This window comes from Pseudomonas sp. ML2-2023-3 (assembly GCF_037055275.1).
Taxonomy (GTDB): domain Bacteria; phylum Pseudomonadota; class Gammaproteobacteria; order Pseudomonadales; family Pseudomonadaceae; genus Aquipseudomonas.
Genome location: NZ_CP146343.1, coordinates 3202290 through 3226531, shown reverse-complemented (window position 1 = coordinate 3226531; position 24242 = coordinate 3202290). Strand labels below are relative to the sequence as shown.

General features: G+C 59.0%; 21 protein-coding genes and 1 pseudogene. 4 read left to right on the top strand and 18 right to left on the bottom strand.

The genetic code is table 11. The features are described 5' to 3' along the window. Positions 1 to 188: 188 nt before the first annotated feature. Positions 189 to 1040, top strand: a pseudogene (locus tag V6P94_RS14785) (sensor histidine kinase); the annotation flags it as partial. A 51-nt stretch (positions 1041 to 1091) separates the two neighbouring features. Beyond that, complete coding sequence (locus V6P94_RS14780) at positions 1092 to 1388, top strand: peptidylprolyl isomerase (RefSeq protein ID WP_257622952.1); 297 nt, start codon at positions 1092 to 1094, stop codon at positions 1386 to 1388. A gap of 242 nt (positions 1389 to 1630) precedes the next feature. On the opposite strand, the gene V6P94_RS14775 is transcribed toward V6P94_RS14780, so the two are convergent. The 8 genes from V6P94_RS14775 to V6P94_RS14740 all read right to left on the bottom strand — a co-directional run bounded on the left by V6P94_RS14775 (position 1631) and on the right by V6P94_RS14740 (position 11414). Beyond that, on the bottom strand, positions 1631 to 2590 hold the full coding sequence (locus V6P94_RS14775; protein ID WP_326397315.1) for a transposase: 960 nt from the start codon (positions 2588 to 2590) through the stop codon (positions 1631 to 1633). A gap of 295 nt (positions 2591 to 2885) precedes the next feature. After that, positions 2886 to 4103: an alanine racemase gene (locus V6P94_RS14770; RefSeq protein WP_133076789.1), complete on the bottom strand. Its 1218-nt coding sequence runs from the start codon at positions 4101 to 4103 to the stop codon at positions 2886 to 2888. Positions 4104 to 4120: 17 nt separating this feature from the next. Further along, on the bottom strand, positions 4121 to 4510 hold the full coding sequence (locus tag V6P94_RS14765; RefSeq protein WP_133076790.1) for a RidA family protein: 390 nt from the start codon (positions 4508 to 4510) through the stop codon (positions 4121 to 4123). A gap of 73 nt (positions 4511 to 4583) precedes the next feature. After that, the gene (locus V6P94_RS14760; protein WP_133076791.1) at positions 4584 to 6836 is read right to left on the bottom strand and encodes an ATP-dependent DNA helicase; all 2253 of its coding nucleotides are present in this window, start codon (positions 6834 to 6836) and stop codon (positions 4584 to 4586) included. Further along, the gene (locus V6P94_RS14755; RefSeq protein WP_326397937.1) at positions 6833 to 8482 is read right to left on the bottom strand and encodes a VRR-NUC domain-containing protein; all 1650 of its coding nucleotides are present in this window, start codon (positions 8480 to 8482) and stop codon (positions 6833 to 6835) included. The genes V6P94_RS14760 and V6P94_RS14755 overlap by 4 nt, the downstream gene beginning before the upstream one ends. A 151-nt stretch (positions 8483 to 8633) precedes the next feature. Next, the gene (locus V6P94_RS14750; protein ID WP_338647313.1) at positions 8634 to 9530 is read right to left on the bottom strand and encodes a hypothetical protein; all 897 of its coding nucleotides are present in this window, start codon (positions 9528 to 9530) and stop codon (positions 8634 to 8636) included. Then, entirely contained in the window at positions 9518 to 10093 is a 576-nt protein-coding gene (locus tag V6P94_RS14745) for a hypothetical protein (protein ID WP_338647310.1), read from the bottom strand. The genes V6P94_RS14750 and V6P94_RS14745 overlap by 13 nt, the downstream gene beginning before the upstream one ends. Before the next feature lie 298 nt (positions 10094 to 10391). Then, positions 10392 to 11414, bottom strand: a complete 1023-nt coding sequence (locus tag V6P94_RS14740) for a zinc-dependent alcohol dehydrogenase family protein (RefSeq protein WP_133076793.1) — start codon at positions 11412 to 11414, stop codon at positions 10392 to 10394. Positions 11415 to 11691: 277 nt separating this feature from the next. Between V6P94_RS14740 and V6P94_RS14735 the strand changes: the two genes are divergently transcribed. After that, positions 11692 to 12606, top strand: a complete 915-nt coding sequence (locus V6P94_RS14735; protein WP_133076794.1) for a LysR substrate-binding domain-containing protein — start codon at positions 11692 to 11694, stop codon at positions 12604 to 12606. Positions 12607 to 12778: 172 nt separating this feature from the next. Here V6P94_RS14735 and V6P94_RS14730 read toward each other — a convergent pair whose 3' ends face one another. After that, positions 12779 to 12958, bottom strand: a complete 180-nt coding sequence (locus V6P94_RS14730) for a CsbD family protein (RefSeq protein WP_133076795.1) — start codon at positions 12956 to 12958, stop codon at positions 12779 to 12781. A gap of 255 nt (positions 12959 to 13213) precedes the next feature. Between V6P94_RS14730 and V6P94_RS14725 the strand changes: the two genes are divergently transcribed. Further along, positions 13214 to 13834: a LysE family transporter gene (locus V6P94_RS14725; RefSeq protein ID WP_133076796.1), complete on the top strand. Its 621-nt coding sequence runs from the start codon at positions 13214 to 13216 to the stop codon at positions 13832 to 13834. A gap of 34 nt (positions 13835 to 13868) precedes the next feature. Here the strand turns inward: V6P94_RS14725 and V6P94_RS14720 are convergent, their stop codons facing one another. The 9 genes from V6P94_RS14720 to V6P94_RS14680 form a co-directional block, all read right to left on the bottom strand. Then, a complete protein-coding gene (locus tag V6P94_RS14720) occupies positions 13869 to 14747 on the bottom strand; it encodes a LysR substrate-binding domain-containing protein (RefSeq protein WP_133076797.1) in 879 nt (292 codons plus the stop codon). A gap of 329 nt (positions 14748 to 15076) precedes the next feature. After that, positions 15077 to 15664 (bottom strand): peroxidase-related enzyme, encoded by a 588-nt coding sequence (locus V6P94_RS14715; protein ID WP_133076798.1) that lies wholly within the window; start codon positions 15662 to 15664, stop codon positions 15077 to 15079. Continuing rightward, the gene (locus V6P94_RS14710; RefSeq protein ID WP_133076799.1) at positions 15661 to 16185 is read right to left on the bottom strand and encodes a CMD domain protein; all 525 of its coding nucleotides are present in this window, start codon (positions 16183 to 16185) and stop codon (positions 15661 to 15663) included. The genes V6P94_RS14715 and V6P94_RS14710 overlap by 4 nt, the downstream gene beginning before the upstream one ends. Positions 16186 to 16253: 68 nt before the next feature. After that, the gene (locus tag V6P94_RS14705; protein WP_133076800.1) at positions 16254 to 17819 is read right to left on the bottom strand and encodes an ABC transporter substrate-binding protein; all 1566 of its coding nucleotides are present in this window, start codon (positions 17817 to 17819) and stop codon (positions 16254 to 16256) included. Between the two features lie 54 nt (positions 17820 to 17873). Next, positions 17874 to 18887, bottom strand: coding sequence for an ABC transporter ATP-binding protein (locus V6P94_RS14700; protein ID WP_338647298.1), 1014 nt, complete (start codon positions 18885 to 18887; stop codon positions 17874 to 17876). Beyond that, complete coding sequence (locus V6P94_RS14695; RefSeq protein WP_133076802.1) at positions 18877 to 19890, bottom strand: oligopeptide/dipeptide ABC transporter ATP-binding protein; 1014 nt, start codon at positions 19888 to 19890, stop codon at positions 18877 to 18879. The genes V6P94_RS14700 and V6P94_RS14695 overlap by 11 nt, the downstream gene beginning before the upstream one ends. Continuing rightward, the gene (locus V6P94_RS14690; RefSeq protein ID WP_338647294.1) at positions 19887 to 20807 is read right to left on the bottom strand and encodes an ABC transporter permease; all 921 of its coding nucleotides are present in this window, start codon (positions 20805 to 20807) and stop codon (positions 19887 to 19889) included. Before V6P94_RS14690 ends, V6P94_RS14695 begins: the two co-directional genes overlap by 4 nt. Then, entirely contained in the window at positions 20804 to 21778 is a 975-nt protein-coding gene (locus tag V6P94_RS14685; RefSeq protein WP_338647292.1) for an ABC transporter permease, read from the bottom strand. The genes V6P94_RS14690 and V6P94_RS14685 overlap by 4 nt, the downstream gene beginning before the upstream one ends. Beyond that, positions 21775 to 23235 (bottom strand): NAD(P)-binding domain-containing protein, encoded by a 1461-nt coding sequence (locus tag V6P94_RS14680; RefSeq protein WP_133076805.1) that lies wholly within the window; start codon positions 23233 to 23235, stop codon positions 21775 to 21777. The genes V6P94_RS14685 and V6P94_RS14680 overlap by 4 nt, the downstream gene beginning before the upstream one ends. Positions 23236 to 24242 lie beyond the last annotated feature (1007 nt).

Sequence of the window (24242 nt, the reverse complement as noted above, 5' to 3'; positions counted from 1 at the left end):
CAATTGTACGAAAGGCTTAGCCTGAGCCTCATTGGACCTTAGTCGCAGTGTCAGGGACGCGGCTTGCAGCAACGTCGATAGCATTGAGCCGCTATCCGGCATCCAATAGACTTATTGAGTGATTTACTCCAGGACTTACCATGGCAACCAAGAGTTCAAGGCGCTACCAACGCTTGCAGGCCAGTGCCACCGAACAGGCATTGCTGGAGCTTAACGAGACCCTTGAGGAACGCGTGGCCGAACGTACCCGGGCGCTGGCCGAGGCCAACCTGCAGTTGCAGCGCGAGATACAGGAACGCGCTCGCGCCGAGGAAGCCCTGCGCCATGGGCAAAAAATGGAAGCCGTGGGCCAGTTGACCGGCGGTATCGCCCACGACTTCAACAATATGCTGACCGGGATTATTGCCAGCCTGGATTTAATGAAGCGCTATATCGCGGCTGGCCGTATCGACGAAGTAGAGCGTTTTGCCGATGCCGCCGTGTCTTCCGCACAACGGGCAGCCGCACTGACCAATCGCCTGCTGACGTTTTCGCGCCGTCAGTCCCTGGACCGCAAGCCCCTGGACCCCAATCAGCTGGTGAGTTCGTTGCAGGCGCTGTTCAGTAACGCCACGGGCGCGCACATCGATCTGATCCTGGAGCTGGGTCCGAACATATGGCCGATCAACACCGACACTGGCCAACTTGAAAGCGCCCTGCTCAATCTGATGATCAACGCCCGGGATGCGATGCCTGAAGGTGGCACCCTGGTGATCAAAACAGCCAACCACTATCTTGACGCCAGTGATCTCAGCACCCTGGAAGCGGTCAGCTCAGGGGATTACGTGATGCTTGAGGTGAGTGACGACGGCACGGGCATGACCCCGCAAACCCTTGCCAAGGCCTTTGACCCCTTTTTCACCACCAAGCCCGTGGGCCAGGGCACGGGGCTGGGGTTGTCGATGATTTACGGGTTTGCCCAGCAGTCTGGCGGGCATGTCAGCATCAGCAGCCAGAGCGGTTGCGGCACCCGGGTGTGCCTGTACCTGCCGCGCTACCACAGCCCCGAAGCGAAAACTCAGGCATAATCCGCGCCCGCGCACTATGCCCTACTGTTCCAAGGTAAAGATCCCATGAAAGCTCAAGCCCGCCATATCCTGGTGAAGACCGCCGAAGAAGCCGAATCGCTCAAGCAACGCATCGCCAAGGGCGAAGCCTTCGATGTGCTGGCGAAAAAATTCTCGACCTGTCCGTCGGGCAAACGTGGCGGCGATCTGGGGGAAGTGCGGCCTGGGCAGATGGTGGGCGTTATCGACCAGATCATCTTCAAGAAGCCGCTGCGGGTGGTACACGGCCCGATCAAAAGCAAGTTCGGCTACCACCTTGTGCAAGTGTTCTACCGCGACTGAATTTATCGTGTGGAAGCTGGCTTGCCTGCGATGCTGGTGACGTGGTCTGACGGCAAGGCCGGGGCGATGCCATCGCGAGCAAGCCCGCTCCCACCTTGATCTTGTAGTCATGGACATCACAGAACCTGTGGGAGCAACTGTCATTGAGGATTTATTTTCAAATAATCCTTTCGGACATGGCTTCGCCAGCGATACCGCGTAGCGGTATTACTGGCGAAGCCCTCGCTTCAGTAAAGTGCCCCTCATTTGTTATCAAAATGCGGGGCCTGAGATTTCTTCTCCCTCCAACCCGTGCCATCTCGCAGCATTGCGTTAAGACGAATCAATAGCTTACGCATGCATGCCACAACAGCGACCTTCGCAAGCTTGCCTCGCGCTCGCAGAGCCTCATATTCGGCTTTGACTTGCGGATCGTGCTGAACCATTGACCAGGTCGACATATAGGTTGCGCCACGCACTGTATAGCGCCCGCCCTCGATTGATCGGGGGCCGCTCTTCTTGCCACTATCGTTGTTGTAGGGCGCTAACCCTGCCAAAGCCGCAATCTTGCGTCCCGACACGGTTCCGAGCTCAGGAAGAAATGCCATGAGCGTTCCGCAGGTGATGGCTCCGATCCCTTTCACCGACCTCAGTCGCCTGGCTTTCTCCTGATCCAGCACGGTCGAGGCATCTTCAATCTCCTTACCCAATGACTTGATCTGGCCCTCCAGGTAAGCGATGTGATCGGTGTAAGTGGATATGGCTCTAGCGCATGTGGTTTGCTTCATCCGGCGCTTGTCGCTGTCTCGGCTCTTGACCAAGCTGCCTCGCAGCTTGAGCAATTCGCCCAGCTCATCCCGATCCTTATTCGGTTCAACATGCGGCAAGTCCTCGAAATCTCTCGCAAACTTCGCCAGCATCTGAGCATCGATCTTATCGGTTTTAGCTATCTTGCCCATAGCTCTCGCATAGTCGCGAGCGCGTTTGGGATTGACGCGAAAGACATTCAAACCCTCCAACCGCAAGGCTCTGAGCAATGCCCTTTCATAGCCGCCGGTGGCTTCAAGCAAGATCCGCCCCACCTCAAGCTCGTTCAGGCATGTGATCAGCCGAGTGAAGCCCTCAAGGTCATTACTGACCTGAAACTGTGGGTAATTTGCAGGAAGAAACCCCACATCCACAGTCGCTTTCGAAACATCGAGACCAACGTAGTAGGAAATCATCGCCAAGTCCTCTTACACTCAAGAAGTGAGAGCACTCTGACCTATCCCTAGCTTGTGATTTCGAGTTTGCCGCTCATGCAACTGTTCGGGCTTCTGGTCAGAGTGAGAGGTGGATGGCGACTTGGCTCCCACTCGTGCTTTAAGCACCGCTGGCTTTCAGTCTGCCATCCACTGCTCTCACCCTTCTGAGTTTAAGAGACCTTGAAGACACAAGCTGGCTTGCCTGCGATGCTGGTAACGCGGTCTGACGCCAAGACCCGGGCGATGCCATCGCGAGCAAGCCCGCTCCCACGGGTTAAAACTCTATGGCAAAGCGCTCAAGCACATTGAACCGCTCATCGACCACACAACCCGTGCGCCACTTGTCAAAAGTCAGGCAAGGATGGGAGGTGCCAAAGCTGATGATGTCGCCAACGCGCAACTGCGACCCCTCGGCAACGGTCATAAAGGCATGCTGGTCCATCACCGCCGTGACCTTGCACCCGCTGACATCATCGCCCACCGCCGGTATCACACCTTCGCGATATCGCTTTAACGGCAGCGGCAAGCCCGCATCAAACGCCACGTCACGCTTGCCCAGTGCAATCACCGCAAACCCCGGTTCGGGCAGCGATTGCACGTGAGCCCAGACTTCCAGCGCCGGGCGCAAGCCTTCGTGCAAGTCCTGACGTCGATCCAGTACGCAGCACTGAGCATCCTTGTAGATGCCGTGGTCGTGAACCACGTAACTGCCCGGGCGCAGCACACTGAGAAAACGCCCGCCAGCCGCCTCGGCCTCGAAGCCTTCAGCAATCAGGTCATACCAGGCCGAGCCCGAGGCGGTAATGATCGGTTGTTCCAGGGCAAATGCACCGTCGGCCTGCAATCGCAGGGCAAGACGCACCAGTGAAGCCGCAAACTCGCGAATCCCGCTGACGGCCTGTTCTCCGTGAATGATCCCTTCATAGCCTTCGATGCCGGTCAGGGCCAACGATGGCTGCAGCTTGATCGCCGCCGCCAGTTCCATGACTTGCTGTTCGGTGCGGCAACCGCAACGCCCGCCTGCCACGCCGTATTCAATCATCACGTTCAAGCGCTGCCCACGTTCGGCAAAGTAAGCGCCCAGGGCCGCAACGTTGTCCGGATGGTCGACCATGCAGTGAAATTCGAATGCCGGGTCGGTCTGCAAGTCGGCAATCAACGCCATGTTGGCCCGGCCCACCAACTGGTTGGCCATCAGTACTCGACGTACACCCCCGGCATAAGCCGTACAGGTTTGTACCGCAGTGGCCAGGGTCAACCCCCAGGCGCCCTGCTCCAGCTGGCGACGAAACAGCGCCGGGGCCATGCTGGTTTTGCCGTGGGGTGCCAACACCGCGCCGCTGCGGGTGACAAAGTCCTGCATCCAGCGAATGTTGTGCTCCAGCGCGTCACGGTGAATCACCAGTGCGGGCAGGCTCACGTCATGAACCAGGTGATCGCCGGGGCGGGCTGCGCCTTTGAGAATCGGCTGATTGTTCGACGTATTCGACACACTCAACTCCTCAAGTTTCAGCGCTTGGCTTTATAGGCGATGCAATCGATCTCGACCTTGCAATCGACCATCATCATGGCCTGCACACAGGCACGTGCCGGTGCATGTTCGCTTTTGAAGTACGACGCGAACACCTTGTTGAAACTCCAGAAGTCCCGCGGGTCCTGCAGCCATACGCCCGCGCGGACCACATCTTCGAGGCCATAGCCGGCTTCTTCGAGGATGGCGACCAGGTTTTGCATGGTTTTATGGGTCTGCTCGACAATCCCGCCGTTAATGATTTCACCGTTTTCCATGGCAACCTGGCCGGACACGTGCAGCCAGCCATCAGCCTCTACAGCGCGGGCGAAAGGCAAAGGCTGACCGCCTGCGCCTACAGCGCCGGTACCGAAACGTTTGATGCTCATAAGGGGGAACTCCGGGGTCAAGTAAGGCGCTTCATGCGCCACAACCCCGGCAGTTTGCCATAACGTCAGGCCATCAACCCAATTGCCACCAGCGTGGCAAAAGTTGCTGTACCTTGGGCTCGGCAAAACGGTCATCAATCAGAAACAGCGTGCCCTGATCGCTCTGGGTACGGATTACCCGCCCGGCAGCCTGCACCACTTTCTGCACGCCGGGGTACAGGTAGGTGTAGTCATAACCGGCGCCAAACAGCGCCGCCATCCGCTGCTTGATCTGTTCATTGACGGGATTGAACTGTGCCAGCCCCAGGGTCGCAACAAAAGCGCCGATCAACCGGGCGCCGGGCAAATCGATACCCTCGCCAAAGGCTCCACCCAGCACGGCAAAACCCACCCCCTGACCCGACAGGGTGAACTGATCGAGGAACCCCTGGCGCGCCGCTTCATCCATGCGCCGCCCCTGGGACCACTGGGTAACGTGGGGATGGCGCTCTGCGAGCAATTGGGCAACCTGCTGCAGATAGTCGAAGCTGCTGAAAAACGCCAGGTAGTTGCCCGGGCGCTGCTCGAACTGACGGGCGATCAGTTCCACAATCGGTTCCAGCGAAGCCTGGCGATGAACAAACCGGGTCGATATCTGGCTGACAACATGCACGTTCAGTTGCTCTGCCTGGAACGGCGATTCGACATCCATCCACACCGTGTCAGCCGCCAGCCCCAGCAGGTTGGCGTAATAGGCCTGCGGGCTCAGGGTGGCCGAAAACAGCACATTGCTCTGTGCACTCGCCAGGCGCGGTCCGATAAAACCTGCGGGCACGATGTTGCGCAGGTTGAGCTGCGACACACGCCGCTTGCCGTCTGCACGCAGGCTGACATCGAACAGAAAGTGCCCGTCGAACAGTTCGGCCACCCGATTGAACTGCAGGGCTTCAAAGTAAAAGCCCTGCAGGTTGCCGCTCAACCCTTGCGGGTGATCGTTCAGGTAGTCGCCGATGGCGGTGATACAGGCCGACAAGGCGGCCAGCCATTTTTCCGGAAGCTTGGGGTACACCTGATAAGCCCCCACCTGTTCCTTGTGCAGCGCATTCCATTCCCGGTTAAGGCGCTTGAAGGGTTTATCGAGGGCGGCCGGGGCCGAGTGACGCACGCTGTTCAAGGTCTGCTGGTCCAGACTTGCGCTGTACATCTGCCGCGCGCGTTCCACCAGATTGTGGGCTTCGTCTACCAGCGTCGCGACCCGCCACTGATTGGCCTGGGCCAGGCCATACAGCAATGCACTGAAATCGAAGTAATAGTTATAGTCCGCAACGACCACATCAGCCCAACGGGCCATTTCCTGGTTCAAGTAGTAAGGGCATACCTCATGGGCCAGCGCGACGCTGCGCAAGGTCTGCTGGTCGAGGGAGGACTGGGCGACCGCCTCCAGGCGCGCAGCGGGCAAGCGATCATAAAACCCCCTGGCCAGAGGGCAGGAATCGCCATTGCAGGCGTTCTCGGGGTATTCGCAGGCCTTGTCCCGTGCGACCAGTTCCAGTACCCGCAACGGTACATTCTGCCCCTTGGGATAGAGCACTTGCGCCGCATCGAGGGCCAGCTTGCGCCCCGGGGTCTTGGCGGTCAGAAACAACAGTTTGTCGAGTTGCTGGCCAGGCATGGCCTTGAGCAGCGGAAACAGGGTGCCTATGGTTTTGCCAATCCCGGTCGGCGCCTGGGCCATCAGGCAGCGCCCGGTACTGGCGGTCTTGTACACCGCCTCGGCCAGTGCCCGTTGCCCGGTGCGAAACTGCTCATGGGGAAAGGCCAGGTTGCGGGCACCCTTGTCCCGGGCCTCTCGATGGCCCATTTCCTGCTCAGCCCAGGCCAGGAACAACCCGCACTGCTGCTCGAAAAATTGCTGCAGATCGGCTGCCGACCAACACTCCTGAAGACGTGTTTCCTTTTCGCTGACAATGTCGAAATACACCAGCGCCAGATTGACCTGCGGCAATTGCAGGCTTTGGCACAACAACCAGCCGTAGACGCGGGCTTGTGCCCAGTGCAGTTGGCGGTGATTGGCCGCTATGGCGGCAAAATCGCCGCGATGGGTTTTCACCTCTTCCAGCACATTGGCCACGGGGTCATAGCCGTCAGCCCGGCCACGTACGGTCAACGCCCCGAACTGCCCCTCAAGGCTCAACTCCGGCTGATACAACGCACTGCGCCGCGAGGCCACCGTTCGGTGACCGGCAATCCCCTGCTGCGCCGTGGGTGAGGGCGTGAAGCGCAAGTCCAGATCGCCGACCTTGGCCGTGAACTCGCACAGGGCACGCACTGCAACGCGATAGCTCACGCCTGGGGCTCCTGCCATTGCACGTAGCACACGGTCACCGGCACCCCGTGCTCCTCGCAAAAGGCCAGCCAGCGCAGCTGGTTATCCTGCAGGCGATCACCGGGGCCTTTGACCTCGATCATGCGGTAGGTATTTTGCGCCACAAAAAACTGGATCAAGTCAGGCATGCCGGTGCGGTTGGCCTTGATATCCAGCAACAGACGCCGAAACCACAGCTTCAAATGCGCGGGGGGCAAGCACCGCAACGCGTCTTCGAGCAGGTCCTGGCTCAGGTAATTCCAGGCGATAAAGGACGTCTGTATCCCGAACTTGGTCGCATAGGCGGCACGGATGGTGGCCAGGTAACGCCCGTCATCCAGTTGCGCGAGGCAATCCTCAAAGAGGTCAGCCCGCTGCTGGTAGAAGTCATCCTCCAGCAAATCCGCCGGGCCACTCTGATACGGGTGAAAAAACGCGCCCGGCAGGGGCGCAAAAATCGCCGGCCAGCACAGCAAACCGAACAGCCCGTTGATCAAGGTGTTTTCCACGTAATGCACGGGAGCCTCAGGGGTCTGCAGATGCGCAACAACACTGAGTTCAACGCACGTGGCGTCGTCCCGTGGCAGGGTCAGATCAAGCCGGTCGGGGGCTTTGGGCCTGACAACCGCAAGCGCCGCCAACCCGAGCTTGCGCCGCAAGCGCGGGATAATGCGCAGCAGATGTTGGTGTTCCGCGTCGGTCAGGGGGGCCTGCAGTGCGACGTCTGCCAGGCTCAGCGCCTGCTCATAGTGCCCCTGACGCTCAAGCACGCGAATGCCGCGCTGTCGCGCTTCGGGGTGCTGGCTTTGCTGGTAAACCTGCAGCGCCCGGTTCAAGTCTTCCGTGCGCTCCAGATGCTGACCGATCTGAAACAGCAAACGCCCGCGCCGTCGCTGCAGCCAGCGGTTATCCACTTGATAGTCGAGTACCGGTTGCAGCACCTCGTCCACATCACCACTGACTTCAAATCGTTCGCGGCAGGCATACAGGTGTAGATAGCCTTCAATATCGGCGCGGCAACGCAGCGCCCGTGACTCATGGCTGAAATCGACTTTTTCGTAGGTGAACAGCCCCAGGTCAGCCAATACCAGATCTGGCCAGCCCTGGCTGAGATTGCCGAAAAACATGAGCCGCAAACGATCGCACAGCGCCCTGTGGTTCAGGGTGTAAAGGGTGTCGACCAGGGCCGGATGCCACTGGCCCAGGCTCTGTTGCTGGGTGAAATCGGCAGACAACTCATCCAGCCACTCTGATTTCCTGGCCTTGGGCCGGGCAATATGTGCACTGAAGCGCACCAGGATTTCCGGCTTTTGCAACACGTCAAACACCTCGGCCAGGGCCAGAGGCGCCTGATCGTCCAGCCATCCCCCCGCCACCAGGGGCACTGCTGCCAGTGAAACTTCGCCGATTTCCGGATAGTTGAGCTTGCTGGCCCTGAAGTGAGCTCCCTTGCGCATCACCATGCGTACCCACAACGCTTGGGAGGGGCCGGGCAGCAGGGCAAAACCTGCGATAAAGCGCTGCTCCTCGACACTTAACAGATCGTCATAACGGGCGGCGATCCAGTCGAGCACATGCTGGAAGTTCTTCAGGTAATAAAACGGATCTTCGAGGGGATTTGAAATCACGGGCGCAACGGACCACTGGCTTTAGGTACTGGATATGCGTACAGATATCAGTTTGCCCAGTACTCTGGCAAATCCTATTGGATGAGTGGCGTGCAAGACGGGGCTCGTCAGAGAGGCTGGCGAGCCGTTGAACCTGGAGTGAAACGGCCTCTTAATCCGCAGGGACTGTATGCCCGGGCTTATTGCCGGGGTCATGGGCCCACAAGAGGGAAATCAGGGAATCGCAGTCCCTGAAGTCGATTTCTTGCATGTGATACAGCGCCTGCAAAGACGCAAGGGGAAGCCCGCTTATGGATTCAAGCCAGGTGACATCAACCTGTGACAGCGTGTTCTTGTCCCTCAATACCTGACGAAATTCGTGGATGAGATGCTTTTTTTCGGGGTAGTAATTGTGCAGGAAGTGTTCAAGGCCGCGGGCCTGATTCACAAAGGGCGAACACATCAGGCACCCCAACTGCTCTTCGCTGACACCGTGCAGTTCGCTCAGGTACTGAGTGGCGGCACCATGTAACTGATCCAGTTTTTCCGGCGTATCGAACACCGCCTCCAACTGCTTTATCAATTGGCCCTTGAATCGGTCATTGCACCTGTTTTCTATCGACGCGCGTCGCAAGTAAGCATCTGCTCCAACACTGTAATCCACACCCTGGCGGTAAGCCCCCCGCAAGCCGTGCACATGGGCAGCCACCAAAACCACAGCCGCTTGAGGCTCCTCGATATCCAGGTTTTTTACACGCCAGGGCCCCTCCACAAACATCAGCACCGGGGAGTGTAAAACGTCCATTTCCTGACACAGGCAATCAAAGACATTGATCACATTTATGTCACCGGGAACTTCGCCAACGCAGGGGTCATTGCAGGGCGCCGCTGGCAGGCGCAATAACTGCCTGTAGTCGTCATCCAGCTTGCAGCACAGTTTGACCGCGCTGTCGAAACCCTGACGGTGCTGGTCAAAGGGGGCATGCCCCTGCAGCTGTGCAACCTGCTGAATCCACGTCACGTATTGCCCAAGGTGGGTGGGCGGGCGCCGGTCGATCAACGCATCCACCCTGCCCCCCAATCGCAGGCTCGCCGATACAGCCTGGCCCGGCCCAACAGGTCGGCATAAAAGAATGTCGCCCGGGTATCGCCCTGGGTCAGGTGGCCCGACATCAAAACCTGTGTTCGATTCATGTCCGAGGGCTGGCTCTCAAACGCAGCCTGCTTATGCAGCCTGGTAGCGCCCTGTTCATCCACCAACAGCAACTCCACGCGGCTGTCGTCATACATAAACAACTCGCTGCATTGGGCCTGAATGCGCGCCATCACATTGACCGTCATCCGCGGCTGGCGCAGTACCGCAATACGCAACATGAACGTGTCTGGCGAGCGCCCCGCAATACTGAGCTGCGCGGCGCGCAAAAAAGCCAGTGTGTAGGCGCACTCCTTGCCCCCCTCATGAACAACCATTACCCGGTAACGCCCAATGCGCTCCACGCCCCCTGCTGCCACTAACAAACGTTGAATCAACAGTTGCAACGCGATGCGCTCGGAGCGGCTGAAAAAACCCAGGAGTCGGTGCAGCACTTGTTGATAGACAGAGCTCATGGCTTGCTCATGAAAGTTATCCATGGGTAATTCCTCCAGATCGAGACACGCATTATCGGCAGCTCGATTTGACGCGCCCACACTTACCTCAACTCTTCAGTCCATCACAGACCGGGCGTACGTACGCACAGGAATGGCCCTACAGAAACCAGTTCAAACGAATACATAACGTAATATTTACAATGCTTATGAATAGATTTAAGGGCGTTATCTCGCTCACACCATTGCCGGTGACAAGCCCAGAAAGGTTTCTACGGGCGAAAAAAAACGCCCCGGGACGTGATGTCCAGGGGCGTTTTTGTACGCGGTTACCCGCGCGGCATCAGGCAGTCGTCAGCTGCAGCGCGACTCGTCCGCGGCACGGGCAATCGTCCATGTAGCGATGGGCTTCAACAAAGTGTTCAAAAGGGAACACCTTGATCTCCAGCGGAGTCAGGACCCCGTCAGCGGTCAACTGGTTGATGTCCCGCAGGGCGCGCTTCATGGCCTCCTCGTCCTGGGCAATGCCCAGTTCCGGCTTGCCGGTGAAGTTGCCGATGCAATGCACAAAAAACTTGATGTTCTTCTGAAAGCACGCGCAGCCCGGGAACCCCGTTTGATTGCCGCCTTGCAGGCCGTACAGCACCAGGCTGCCACGGGGCGCCAGAACGTCGCCCAGCACGGACATTTGCGGGCCGCCAAGGCCATCGAGCACCACGTCCACGCCTTTGTTGTCCGTGATCTTGTTGACCTGCATCAGCAGGTCCTGCTCTTCGGTGACAATCACCTTGTCGGCACCCAGGCTCAGCAGGCACTCGCGTTCTGCGGCATCCTTGGTCGCGGCAATGACCTTCAGGCCAAGGGCTTTGCCCAACTGCACAAACGATGGCCCCGCACAGTGGCTGGCATCGGTAATCAACACGGTTTGCCCCGGTTTGACCTGCGCCAGGTCCACATAGGCAAAGTAGGCAATCAACAACGGTGTGTAATGCACGCTGGCTTCAACCGCAGACAACACGTCCGGGTAACGGGTCAGCGTTGAGCGCGGCATCAGAATCAGCTCGCCATACGTTGGATAGTCGTTGGCACTCTGGCCCGGGAAGCTGGCAACCTTGTCACCGATCGCCAGGTCATCCACACCGTCGCCGACGGCGGTGACGATACCCGCCATTTCATGACCGATACCCGCAGGCAAACGGGCGTGGCTAGGGGCCAGGTTTTGCCGCCACAGCACGTCATACCAACTGATGCCAATCGCCTGGACACGGACCTGCACTTCGCCAGGCGCAGGCGCGGCGACGTCGTGCTCTTCGCACTTGAGCACCTCGGCCGGGCCAAACTTGTGAAAACGGATCGTGCGCGACATTACAAACCTCGCCTAATTAATCGCTAATACCACGGGACTTTATCCGGGCTTTGTGCGCAAGACTAACAGACAGCATTAATAGTCGACATGCCTGACATTGATCCGCAGACAGATTCAAAATGGATACAAGCCCTGCAAGCCCAGCAAAACCGCCGTAAATCCCCAAGAAAACACCCGCCCATCCGCCAGGAACAAAATCTACGGAGTGACGAAAAAACAATTTTGCCAGTAAGATCCGTTACCTCACTACCTGTTGAACCCCTGCGAAGCCTGCCTCATGAACCGTAACGACTTGCGTCGCGTCGATCTGAATTTGCTGATCGTCTTTGAAACCTTGATGCATGAACGCAGTGTGACCCGCGCAGCCGAGAAACTTTTTCTGGGCCAGCCGGCCATCAGCGCGGCCCTTTCACGCCTGCGCAACTTGTTCGATGACCCGCTGTTCGTGCGTACCGGTCGCAGCATGGAGCCCACCGCCCGGGCGATCGAGATCTTCGCCTTGCTGTCCCCGGCCCTGGACTCGATTTCCACGGCGGTGAGCAGAGCTTCAGAGTTCAACCCGGCAACCAGCACCTCGGTGTTTCGCATCGGCTTGTCGGACGATGTCGAGTTTGCCCTGCTGCCCCTGTTGCTCAAGCGTTTGCGCGCAGAAGCACCGGGCATCGTCTTGGTGGTACGGCGCGTCAACTACATCCTGATGCCGCCCCTGCTGGCCTCTGGCGAAATATCAGTGGGCGTCAGCTACACCAGCGACCTGCCGGCCAACGCCAAGCGCAAGGTATTGCGACGCAGCCGCCCCAAACTGCTTCGGGCCGACACCATGCCCGGTGCACTGAGCCTGGACGACTTCTGTGAGCGCCCCCATGCCCTGGTGTCATTCGCCGGAGACTTGAGCGGATTTATCGATACCGAACTGGAAAAAATGGGCCGCAAGCGCCACGTGGTCCTGGCCGTTCCCCAGTTCAATGGCCTGAGCACCCTGCTGGCGGGCACCGACATCATCGCCACCGTCCCCGATTACACCGCCGAAGCCCTGACGGCAGCAGGCGGCGTGCGGGCCGAAGACCCGCCACTGGACGTGCAAAGCTTTGAACTTCACATGGCCTGGCGCGGCGCCCAGGACAACGACCCTGGCGAGCGCTGGTTGCGGTCACGGATACAGATGTTTTTTGGGGATCCGGACAGTCTTTGACAGATCCCTCTGGAACCGCTCTGGAATGCCTGTTTCAGAGGGTTTAAAAGGCTCTTTTTGATCCACTGCCATCCGTAGAATTCTGCTGGATTCCCCCACTCCGGGGGCATATTTGGGGGCACGTCTGCCACTTAAAAAACGGCGTGCCCCCAAAAATGAACGTTGCCTAAAGCTACTTCTTGTCTACGGCGTCTTTGACCTTGCCAACCACTTGCTGGGCTTCACCTTTCTTTTCCTGGATCTTCCCTTCGACCTGCAGTTTCTCACTTCCTGTAGCCTTGCCCACACCTTGCTTCACATTACCGATTGCTTCGTTGGCCAGGCCTTTGATTTTGTCTGAAGTGCCACTCATGGAGTTTCTCCCGGTTAGAAATAGGTGTCCTGTCTGGACATAAAAATTGACTGGCGGTCGTGGGTGGGAGTTCCACTTTTATGAAGACCGCCCGTCACGTTCTCGGCAATGGTTTCAAACCAGCTCGCCACATCCAGAATTCAGGGGCTTGCCCCATTTATGGAAGACCGTTTTGCATGCTTGGCGATAACGTTCCAAGTGAGCGCAAATTAGACTTGAGGGAGTTAAGTCCATGCCGTGATCGAGGATTAGAGCGTGCAAGAAATTTTAAGCATCAACTGGCTGCTTTGGCTGTCGACCATGGCCCCGCTGACCCTGAGTGCAGGTCCTGGCAACTTGATGGTTGCAACCTCCGGTGCACAGAGCGGTGTACGGCGTTCAGTCCGGTTTATCGCAGGCCTGGACATCACGTATTTCCTGCTGGCGATGCTGGTCGGGCTAGGCCTTTACCACACGCTGATCAACAACCCGAGGCTGGTCTGGGTACTGCAGGTGCTGGGCAGCCTTTATATTCTGTGGCTCGGGGTGCGGCTGCTGGGTCGCCCGCTGAAGGCACCCGGCGACAACCCCATACACTTGCAGTTTCGAGATGGCATCGTCGTGCAGTTGGGCAATGTGCAAGGAATCGTGATGTTGCTGGTGATGTTTTCCACCTTCACGCCTTCTGGTGAGACAAGCAGCAGCGTCGTGTTGATCTTGAGTGCGGCCCTGATTTCGCTGAATTTCTGCTCGCACGTCATCTGGGTATCGATGGGGTCGACCGTGCAGAAACTGATCCAGGCGCGGCCCAGGCTGCTGGTGTTCCAGAACGTGGTGTTTGGGCTGATGCTGATCGCGGTAGCGTTCTGGATTTTCCTGCGCACGGTGTCGTTTTAAGCCGTCTCCATGCCCCCGCGGCCAGAGGTTGCTACTAAATGGCAGCCGTTTTGCTGTGCAATAGCTCAATCAGATAATCCACCACTTGATCGACGCGGCCTATGCCTTGCGTAGCCTGATTGCGCAGAAGCCAGATATCGGAGCTGTGCAGAGGGCGATCGGCCAGGACCTGGCGCAGGCCTGACTGGTGTGCCACATAGGTCGGCAGCACGGCAATGCCAAGACCCGCTTCCACAGCCTTGAGCTGGGCAGTGAGGTTGGGCGCGCGCATCCAGAGCGTCTGGTCGCGGCTCACCTCCTTGAGCCATTGCGCGAGCGGCATATAGGCCATGTCCTCAGTCCAGCCAATCAAGTGATGGTGTTTCAAGTCTTCAGGCGTTTCGGGCAGTCTGTTGGCAGCGGCATAACCTTCAGAACAAAAAAGACCCTGCATCAGGGTCCCGACCCGGCGCATGGTGAAGTTGCCGTTTTCAGGTCTGCGCAATCGGACAATGATGTCGCTGTGGCTTTGCGTGAGTTTTGAAGACACCGCCGTGTTGACGAAGTCGAAGCTGATACCGGGGTATTGATCCCGAAAATCCGCCAGCCCGGGAATGATCAGGTGCGTGCCCATCAGCTCCGGGCAATCGATAAGCACCTGCCCAGCCATTCGATTGCCTGGCTGCGACATCTGTCGCTCAATGAGCTTGAAACGCTCCTGCGTCTCTAGCGCCAGTGGAAGCAGTGCCCTGCCAGCTTGCGTCAGGAAGTAGCCGTTGGTCTTTTTCAAGAACAACACGGTACTGAGCGAATCTTCAAGTGCGGCGATCTTGCGCGACACCGTCGATGCCGAAACATTGAGCGAGTGTGCAGCCTCGGTCACGTTGTTCGACTTGGCGACGAAGATAAAGACTTTCAGATCATCCCAGTTCACGCTGACGAAGTACTCAACAATGGAAAATCGATCCCCACATGCTTCTGTGCGGAAGAATATGAGGTCACGTTAATTTTCTGTAAACCCGCCTGTCATTAAGCGCAAGGCTGCTCAAGTGTGGGAGCGGGCTTGCTCGCGATGGTTTTCAGAGCGCCGCATTGACTCAGTCAATACGCGTCATCGTTAACGACCATCGCGAGCAAGCCCGCTCCCACAGAGGCATAAATCGCTTATGTGAACAACATTGCTGTCATTAAGCGGGATTTTTTATGGCTTTGCCAGACTGCCCTTGAAGAGTCAGCCCATGGGTTTGTGGCAATGCTCAAGCACTAAGGCGCGCTAAACACCGGCTCACCCAGGTTCAACATCAGTCGATTGGCCCAGGCGAAAATCGAGATCGCGTGGATCAGGTCCAACACCTGTGCGTCGTCCAGCCCTTGGTCGCGAAGCGTTTGGATGTGACGGGCGCTGAGCGAAGATGGCTCCAGGGTCAGGTCAATGGCGAAGTGCACAATCGCCTTTTCCCTGTCTGTCGTACCCGCCGTTGCAGGGTCGGCAAACACCTCGCTGATCACGTCGTTGCGCTTGGCCAGTTGCTCGAACCGCTGAGCATGCACCGAGGCGCAGTACACGCATCGATTGACCCGCGACACGACGGTGCTCGCCAGTTCACGTTCGGCACGGGACAAACCGCCCGGTGCATACATGATGGCGTTGAATGCCTGGGAACGCTGGCGAAGGACCTCGGGGTGATGGGCCAGTGTCAGGTAGTAGTCCGATGTCAGGGCCTGGGGATGGCTCTCTTGCAACACGGCCACTTGCTCGTCCGTGGCGCTGCTCAAGTCGACAGTGGGTAGCCAGGCTTTCCATCCCAGTGTTTCGTTGGTGAATCCGTGGCTGCGAATAAGGTCGCTCATCTGGCGGCTCCCGCTGACAGTAACGCGTCGAGCCCGGCGGCCAGACGTACCTGATAGGACATGAAGGCAATCAGTTGCGCCAGCACGACGATTTCGGCAGTGCCCAGGCCTTCCTGTTGAAGCGCTTGCAAGGCCGCCTGATCACCGTGCACCGGAGACTCGATCAAGGTTTGGGTGAAGCGCAAAATTCCCCGCAGGCGCGCATCGCCGAGTGCTTCAATAGCCCCCGAATCGATGGCCGCCTGCACGGTGTTATCCGCGCCCAGCACGTGCAACTGCTCAAGGTAGTGTGCGGTCAACGTCCCGTGGGGTGTCAGGCGCGCGGCGTAGTAAGCCACCCACAGGCGCTCGGTCAGTGTCAGGTTGTTTTCAAGTGCCGGATCAAAAAACACATCGTGGCTGCCCTGTGTCGCCGAGGCGACCTTGCCCCGGGCATGGCGTACGGCGTGCAGATGGGTTCCGGGCTGGATGTGCAGCAGGCTGTCGAGCAAATCTGCAGCGGGTTCAACGGTTGAGGTCATGACACGTCCTTCAAGGCTATGGGGCGAGCGTTGCGCGCAGAGCCCTTGAGGCTCCGGCGCAAAACGGTTCAAGGTTGTTCGGTCACCATGGTCGCCGCCGTGCGGTCGCTGACCAGCGGCTCGACTTTCAAGCCTTTGCGGGCCGCCCAGATGTTCTGGTAGTGGAACAGCGGGATGATGCCGACGTCGTCACTGACCACCTGGACCGAGTCCTGAAGGATCTTGCGGCGCTTGCCTTCATCAAACTCGGCGGTCGAATCCAGCAGCGCCTTGTCCACCCGCGCATTGCTGTAGTGACCCCAGTTGGAGGCGCCCTGCCCTTTGTTGCTGTCTACCGTGGTCAGGATGTTGGTCAGTGCATACGCCGCTTCGCCCGTACCGTTACCCCAGGCAATCACACTGATCGCCAGTTCATTCTTGTTGGCTTTACCGGCATACACGGCCCACGGCAATACTTCGAGCTGGACCTTGACCCCGATCCGCGACCAGAACTGTGCCACCGCCTGCATCGTTTCCGGTGCCTGCGGATAGCGATCACCCGGAACATGGACGGTTAATTGAAAGCCTTGTGGGAAGCCTGCCTGCGCCAACAGTTCCTTGGCCTGTGCGGGGTCGTATGGAATGTTTTTCACGTCCGGGTTGTAGCCGAAGGTGTTGGCGGGCATCCATTGGTTGGCCTCGGTGACGGTGCCCTGCATGATCCGGTCATTGATGGCCTGGCGGTTGATAGCCAGTGACAGCGCCTTGCGCACCCGCACATCACGCAGCGGGTTTTCAGCCAGCGGCTGGCCTGCGTTGTCACGAATGAACGGGTTGGGGCCTTCGCGAAAGCTGGGCTGGATGATCAGCGCACGCAAGCCCGGATAGGCATAGACACTGACGCTCGGTGTTTTGCGCAGGCGCTCGACATCCGTCGGCGAAACCTTGTCAATCACATCCACGTCACCAGCAAGCAATGCTGCCGTGCGGTTGGCAGCGTTGGCGATAAAGCGGTAATCGACCTTGTCCCAGGTCGGTCTGGCGCCCCAGTACGCGTCGTTGCGCTCGAAAATCGTCCGGTCACCCGGCACGTAGGAGACGAAGCGGTAAGGCCCCACACCCACCATCGCCTTGCCCGAGTTGTAATCGGCGCTGCTTGCAGTGGCGCCAGCGTGACGGCTGACGATATAGATCGAGTCCACGTCCGGCAGCAGATTCGCGTTCGGCGTGCGGGTCGTGATGATCAACGTGTGAGCGTCTTTTGCCGTGACCGATGCCACTGTGCGTGTCGCCCCGGCATACGACGCCACGCTGCCAGGAACACTGCGGGCGCGCTCGAACGAGAACACGAAATCATCGGCGGTCAGAGGCGTACCGTCCTGCCATTTCACATCGTCGCGCAAGACGAATTCCCAGGTGGTGTCATCAATGACTTTCCAGCTCTTGGCCAAACCCGGCAGGGTTTTGTCGTCGCGGCGACTGACCAGCGACTCGAAGGCATGCAGCGCCACCGACCGGTCACCGGCGTAATTATTCAATTGCGGATCGAGGGACGACACAGGGTCGGCGTAACCGATACGCAGGGACTGGGCACCAGCAGTACCGGCCGCCAGGATAAGCGCCGAGGCTAACAATGAACGAACAAGTGGCTTCATGGGTATTTCCTTGCACGTAATGGCAATGAGCATGACGAGCGTCTTGGCGCTCGTTCAAAAGTGGTCGTTGAGGTGACACGCGCTCAGGTGGTTCGGCGAAACCTCCCTGAGTGCTGGAGCTTCGCTGAAGCAGCGCGCGGTGGCGTGCGGGCAGCGAGGATGGAAATGACACCCGGCGGGCGGGTTCAGCGGGCTGGGGATTTCCCCTTTGATCGCGTCATAACGGGTACTGCGGACATCAAAACGGGGAATCTGCGCCAACAGGGCCTGGGTGTAGGGATGGTTGGCGCGGGCAAACAGGTCATCCACCGAAGCGCTCTCGACCACTCGCCCCAGGTACATCACTACGACGCGGTCGCACAGGTGCTCGACGACGCCCAGGTCATGGCTGATAAACAGATAGGTCAGACCCAGCTCGTCGCGCAGGTCCATGAACAGATTGAGAATCTGTGCCTGGATCGACACGTCCAGCGCCGCCACTGACTCATCGCACACCAGCAGTTGCGGCTGTACCGCCAGTGCTCGGGCAATGCCGATACGCTGGCGCTGGCCGCCACTGAACTGATGGGGATAGCGCTGGCGCAGTTGCGGGCTGAGCCCGGCCCGTTGCAGTTGCGCACTGACGTAATCGTCGAAACCCTGCTTGTCGGTCAAGCCATGCAGCAACGCGCCCTCGCCGACGATCCGGTCCACCCGCAGACGCGGATTGAGGCTCGATGACGGGTCCTGAAAGATCATCTGCACCTTCATGCGAACGGCCTCGCGCTCATCGGCCGTCAGGTTGTCCAGGGATTTCCCGTCCACCAGCGCGGTACCTGATGACACCGGCAGCAACCCCGCCACCATGCGCCCCAGGGTTGATTTGCCACAGCCGGACTCACCCACCAGGCCCACCACTTCCGAGCGGTTGATGCGCAGGTCAACGCGATCGACTGCATGGGTGACGGGTCTGGGGCGAGTCAGGTGCAAACGTTGCAACAGGTGTTGAACTGAATGCTCAGCCACGGGCGTACCAAATGTCTTGCTGACCTGCTTGAGTTCTATCAGGGGGACGTGATCACTGCGCATGGCCAGCTCCAGGGTGAAAGCAACGAACGGTCTGGCCCGGTACGATCTCGCGAGGTTCCGGTTCCTGTGCACAGGCCGCGGACGCCCGCGTACAGCGCTCGGCGAAGGCACATCCAGGCGGCATCGAGAACAGGTCCGGCGCCATGCCGGGAATCTGCCGCAGCCGCTGGCCACGCTTGTTACGGCTGGGCAGACTGTCGATCAATCCCTGGGTGTAAGGGTGTTGTGGACGATCAAGCACGTCGGCGACCGGTCCCTGTTCGACGATACGACCGGCGTACATCACGGCCACGTCATCGGCCAGCCCGGCCACCACCGACAGGTCATGGGTGATCCAGATCAGCGACGTGCCCTGCTCGCGCACCAGCTTTTGCATTTCACTGAGGATCTGCGCCTGGATGGTCACGTCCAGCGCCGTGGTCGGCTCATCCGCGATGATCAGGTCAGGCGAATGCAGCAGTGCGATGGCGATCGCCACCCGCTGGCGCATGCCACCGGACAACTGGTGGGGATAAGCCCGCAGGCGTTCTTCAGGACTGGCGATGCCCATCAGCGCCAGCGTGCGGCTGGCGTGCTCCCTAGCGTCGCGCTTGCTCAGTGGGCGATGGGCACGCACCGCTTCGATCATTTGCGTGTCGACCCGCAGCACCGGATTGAGGGTCATCATCGGGTCCTGGAAAATCATCGCGATCCGGTTGCCTTGCAACGCGCGCAGTTCGGACACCGAGAGTTGTGTGAGGTCGCGCCCCTTGAACAACACCTGGCCGCCACTGATGCGGCCAGGCTCATCCACCAGCCCGAGAATGGAAAAACCGGTCACTGATTTGCCGGATCCCGACTCGCCCACCAGCCCCAGAATTCGACCTGGCTGCACGTGCAACGACAAGTCGCGCACCGCTGGAAGCACCCCGGCCCGGGTATAAAACGAGGTGCAGAGACCACGCACATCCAGGGTTGGCTGTTCCAATGCCAGCGACGACAACGACATTTCAGGCAGGCTCATCGCTGCAACCTCGGGTTCAGGACATCACGCAACCGGTCGCCGACCAGATTGATCGCGACGATGGTGATCAACAGCGCCAACCCCGGAAACAGGCTGATCCAGTATTCGTTGCTGAGCATGTACTGGAAGCCGTTGGCGATCAGCAAGCCCAGGGAAGGCTCCGTGACAGGCACACCCAGGCCCAGAAACGATAACGTCGCTTCCAGGGTGATCGCCCGGGCGATCTGCAATGCGCCGATGACAATCAGCGGCGGCAGGCAATTGGGCAGGATATGCCCGGTGACGATGCGCCACGGACCAATACCCTGGCCCCGCGCGGCGTAGACGTATTCGCGCCGACTTTCGGTCAACGCCTGGCCGCGTGCAGTGCGGGCGTAATAGGCCCACTCCAGCAGGATCAACGTGAGCATCACATTGCCGACCCCCTTGCCCAGCCACGCAAGGATCATCAGCGCCATGAGAATCACCGGGAACGACAGCAACAGGTCCACCAGGCGCATCAGCAACACGTCTACCCAGCCCCCGACATACGCCGACACCAGGCCCAGCAGCGTGCCGATAAACGCCGCGATCAACGCCGACCCGATACCAACCCACAAACTGATGCGCAGGCCATACATGATTGCCGAGACCAGGTCGCGACCTTGACCATCGGTGCCAAGCCAATAGGTGTAGCCACTGTCCATGTTGGTGCTTCCCGGTGCCAGGCGCGCATCCAGCACGTTGAGCTGCATCAGGTCGTAGGGATTTTGCACCACGATCCACGGGGCTAGAATCGCCACCAGGACGATCAGCACCAACACCACAAGCCCCGCGACTGCCGTTGGCGAATTCATGTACTCGACGGCCACTCGACGCCAGGGCGACTGGGCCTGCAATGGCATGCGGGTCGGTAACGCTTTTTCAACGGCACTCATCGGGAGGCCTCGATCCGCACGCGGGGGTCAAGCAGGTAATACAAACCGTCGACAATCAGGTTGAGCACGACAAAGATCACCACGACCACCATTAGATAGGCCACCACCACCGGACGATCCAGGGCGTTGATGCTGTCCAGAATCAGTTTCCCTGCGCCGGGCCAGGAGAAGATGCTTTCGGTGACCACCGCGAAGGCAATGGTCGATCCCAATTCCATGGCCAGCACCGTCACCAGGGGAATCATGGTGTTGCGCATGACGTGCATGAACATCACCCGCATCGGCGAAAGGCCCTTCGCCCGGGCAAACTTGACGAACTCTTGTGGCAGCACTTCCCGAACGCCCGCACGGGTCAGGCGCAACACCAGGGAGATCTTGAACAACGCCAGGTTCAGTGCGGGCAGAATCAGGTGCTGCAGGCCGTCCAGGGTCAGCCACGACCACTGCACCCCCAGCCACTCGCGGGTTTCGCCACGGCCACTGGCGGGCAGCCATCCCAGCTTGATTGAGAACAGCATGATCATCATCAACGCCACCCAGAAAGCCGGGAGCGAAAAGCCGATGATGCTGCAGGCCATCATCAACCGCGACAACGGATGATCCGGATAGGTACCGGCAAAAATCCCCAGGGGCACGCCAATCACAACCGCCAGGAACAGCGCACTGAAGGCCAGTTCGAGGGTGGCTGGCAGCCGTTGCAAAATCAGGCGCATGGCGTCTTCGTGATAGACAAAACTCTGCCCGAGGTTGCCGTGGACTGCGCCCTTGAGAAAGATCAGGTATTGCTCCCACAGCGGCTTGTCCAGCCCCAGGTGTGCGATGGCTTGCACCCGTTCGGCCTGATTGAGGTCTTCCCCCACCAGGATGTCCATGGGATTGCCAATGGCATTCAGGCCGATAAACACCACGAGGGTCATCAACAGAATCACCAGCAGCGACTGAGTCACTCGTCGCAGCGCCCAGCCGATCATCGCCGCAACTCTTCAGCGGTGGGCTGGCTGGCCACCCACTCATCGCCAAACAGTTCGGGGTCGGCAAACCGTTGCATGGTGTCGAAATGCAGTGAGATGTCTTCGTTGAACAGTTGGCCGACCAAGGCCTGGGCCAAACGTTTTGAGCCTTCACTGATGGCCGGGATATCCCCGGAAACTGCGCCGTAGTTGAGGGCTGCGGGATAGCTGAAGCAATGGATATGGTTCAACCCCGGGCAACTGCCGGGTATTTTTTCCTGGAATTCGAAACGGCTGCCCAAATCCGGCAGCTCGGACAATTCGGCATCCCGCTCACTGGCCGGGGCCTCGAAGCGGTCCCGCCAGGTGCGAATGTGCGAAGAGAACGGCGCAAATTCCGGGCGCTGTTCAAAGTCGGTGCGAAAACCGGTGGCGAATACCACAAAATCGGCTTCGATCCGGGCATCAGGCGTGTTCAACCACAGGCCGCCCCGAGGATTTTTCTCCACCGAGACGACGGGACTGTTCAGCAGGAACCGCGCCCTTCCCGAGCTGGAAACCCTGATCGTACTGGCGCGGGGCGGAGGTACTTGCTGAGTATTGAGGTAGTTGCGAATACGCCATTTCCAGGCATCCGGCAGACGCCAATAGCCATGAACCATGCCCGGATGACTGGCGCCCTTGCCTTTGTTGATACGCGGCAGTTCGGCACGCCGGATCAGCAGGTCAACCCCTGTGGCGCCCGCTTCCAGCGCGGTTGCTGCACTGTCCATCGCAGAGGCCCCGCCCCCGATGACTGCCACACGCTTGCCTTCGAACCAGTCGTCCTGCAAACCATCCCCTGAATGCGCCCACAGATGATCCGGTAGCTGGTGGGCCAGTTCAGGCACCCAAGGGCCGCCCAGGCCGTCACGCCCGGTGGCCAGCACGACATGCCGCGCCAACAGATGCAGGGTTTGTACGGGGGTTTCGATGGCCAGCTCAACCAGTGCATCTGCTCTTGGCGCAACCCGGGTGACCCGGTGTTCGTTGCGCACATCCAGCGCCAGCACTTTGCGATACCAGCGCAGGTAGTCGGCCCATTGCAGTCGCGGAATTTTGTCCAGCCCGGCCCAGCCCTCTGCGCCGAATTGCGCTTCGAACCAGGCACGGAAGGTCAGCGCGGGCAAGCCGAGCGCGGGTCCGGTCAGGTGCTTGGGAGAGCGCAAGGTCTGCATACGGGCGGTGGTTGCCCACGGCCCTTCAAAACCTGCCACGGACTGATCGAAAATCACTGCATCAACACCGAGATGCCTCAACTCGGCAGCAAGGGCCAGGCCCGCCATACCGCCGCCGATGATCGCCACATCGAGCACCGGGGCACCTTCGTTGAGGCGTGGTTTGACCCACTGACTGGCGGGAAGATCGAGCCAGGCCAGATCCTGGCGCAAGCGTGCTTCGAGGGCCGCGAGGCCTGACAGTGAACTTTCTTCGGACATTGATCGCTACTCGATGACGATCGAGAGCACATCACTCGACCCTTGATCCAAACACTTGAAATCCTCAACAGCAGAACAATTTGAATTCTTGATGCCGTTGAATGCTTAAAGTGAATACTAAAAGGGACTGTTTATTCTCGCAACGCGCAAAAAAACATATTGATATTCTTATTTGGAATTAAAAAGAATCGGAATGTGCTTACCCATCTGCGTAGACACCAGGCACTGATCCTTCGTCGAGCCACGCGCACAGCCGATTAGCATGGTTTGTCTCTTGGAAGATTTTTATCTTCAGCGTCCTGGAGAGCGATGGGCGACGGCGTCAGCTGCGTACGCTTGTCTTCAAGGAACTCGACTTTATCCAGCCCCTCTATGAAGCTACAGACTCGCCACCAACTCCGTGTTGTAGTCGCTGACGAGTAGAACGAGGCTGCGATCGAGCGCGCAGCGGTCGCAAAAACGGTACACGCGGTTTGCCTGATTAACCGTGCAAGCTGACTTTACGACTGCTTCACAGCCGAACGCAGCCTCGCACGGCTCGTCAGTTGCTACGAATTTAGCAACTCATACCACTGCGTAGCAGTTGACGAGTAGAACGAGGCTACGTTCGAGCGCGTAGCGGTCGCAAACCGGTACACGCGGTATGCCTGATTAACCGTGAAATCAGACTTTACGACTGCTCCGCAGCCGGACGCAGCCTCGCACGGCTCGTCAGCGACTACAGATTCGCGACCATCTCCGTGCTGTAGTCGCTGACGAGTAGAACGAGGCTGCGATCGAGCGCGTAGCGGTCGCAAAACCGGTACACGCGGTATGCCTGATTAACCGTGCAAGCTGACTTTACGACTGCTTCGCAGCCGGACGCAGCCTCGCACGGCTCGTCAGCGACTACAGGTTTCGGCACCCATCCCGGGTGTACCGCGTGTAGCCGCTGACGAGTAGAACGAGGCTACGTTCGAGCGCGAAGCGGTCGCAAAACCGGTACACGCGGTGTGCCTGATTAATCG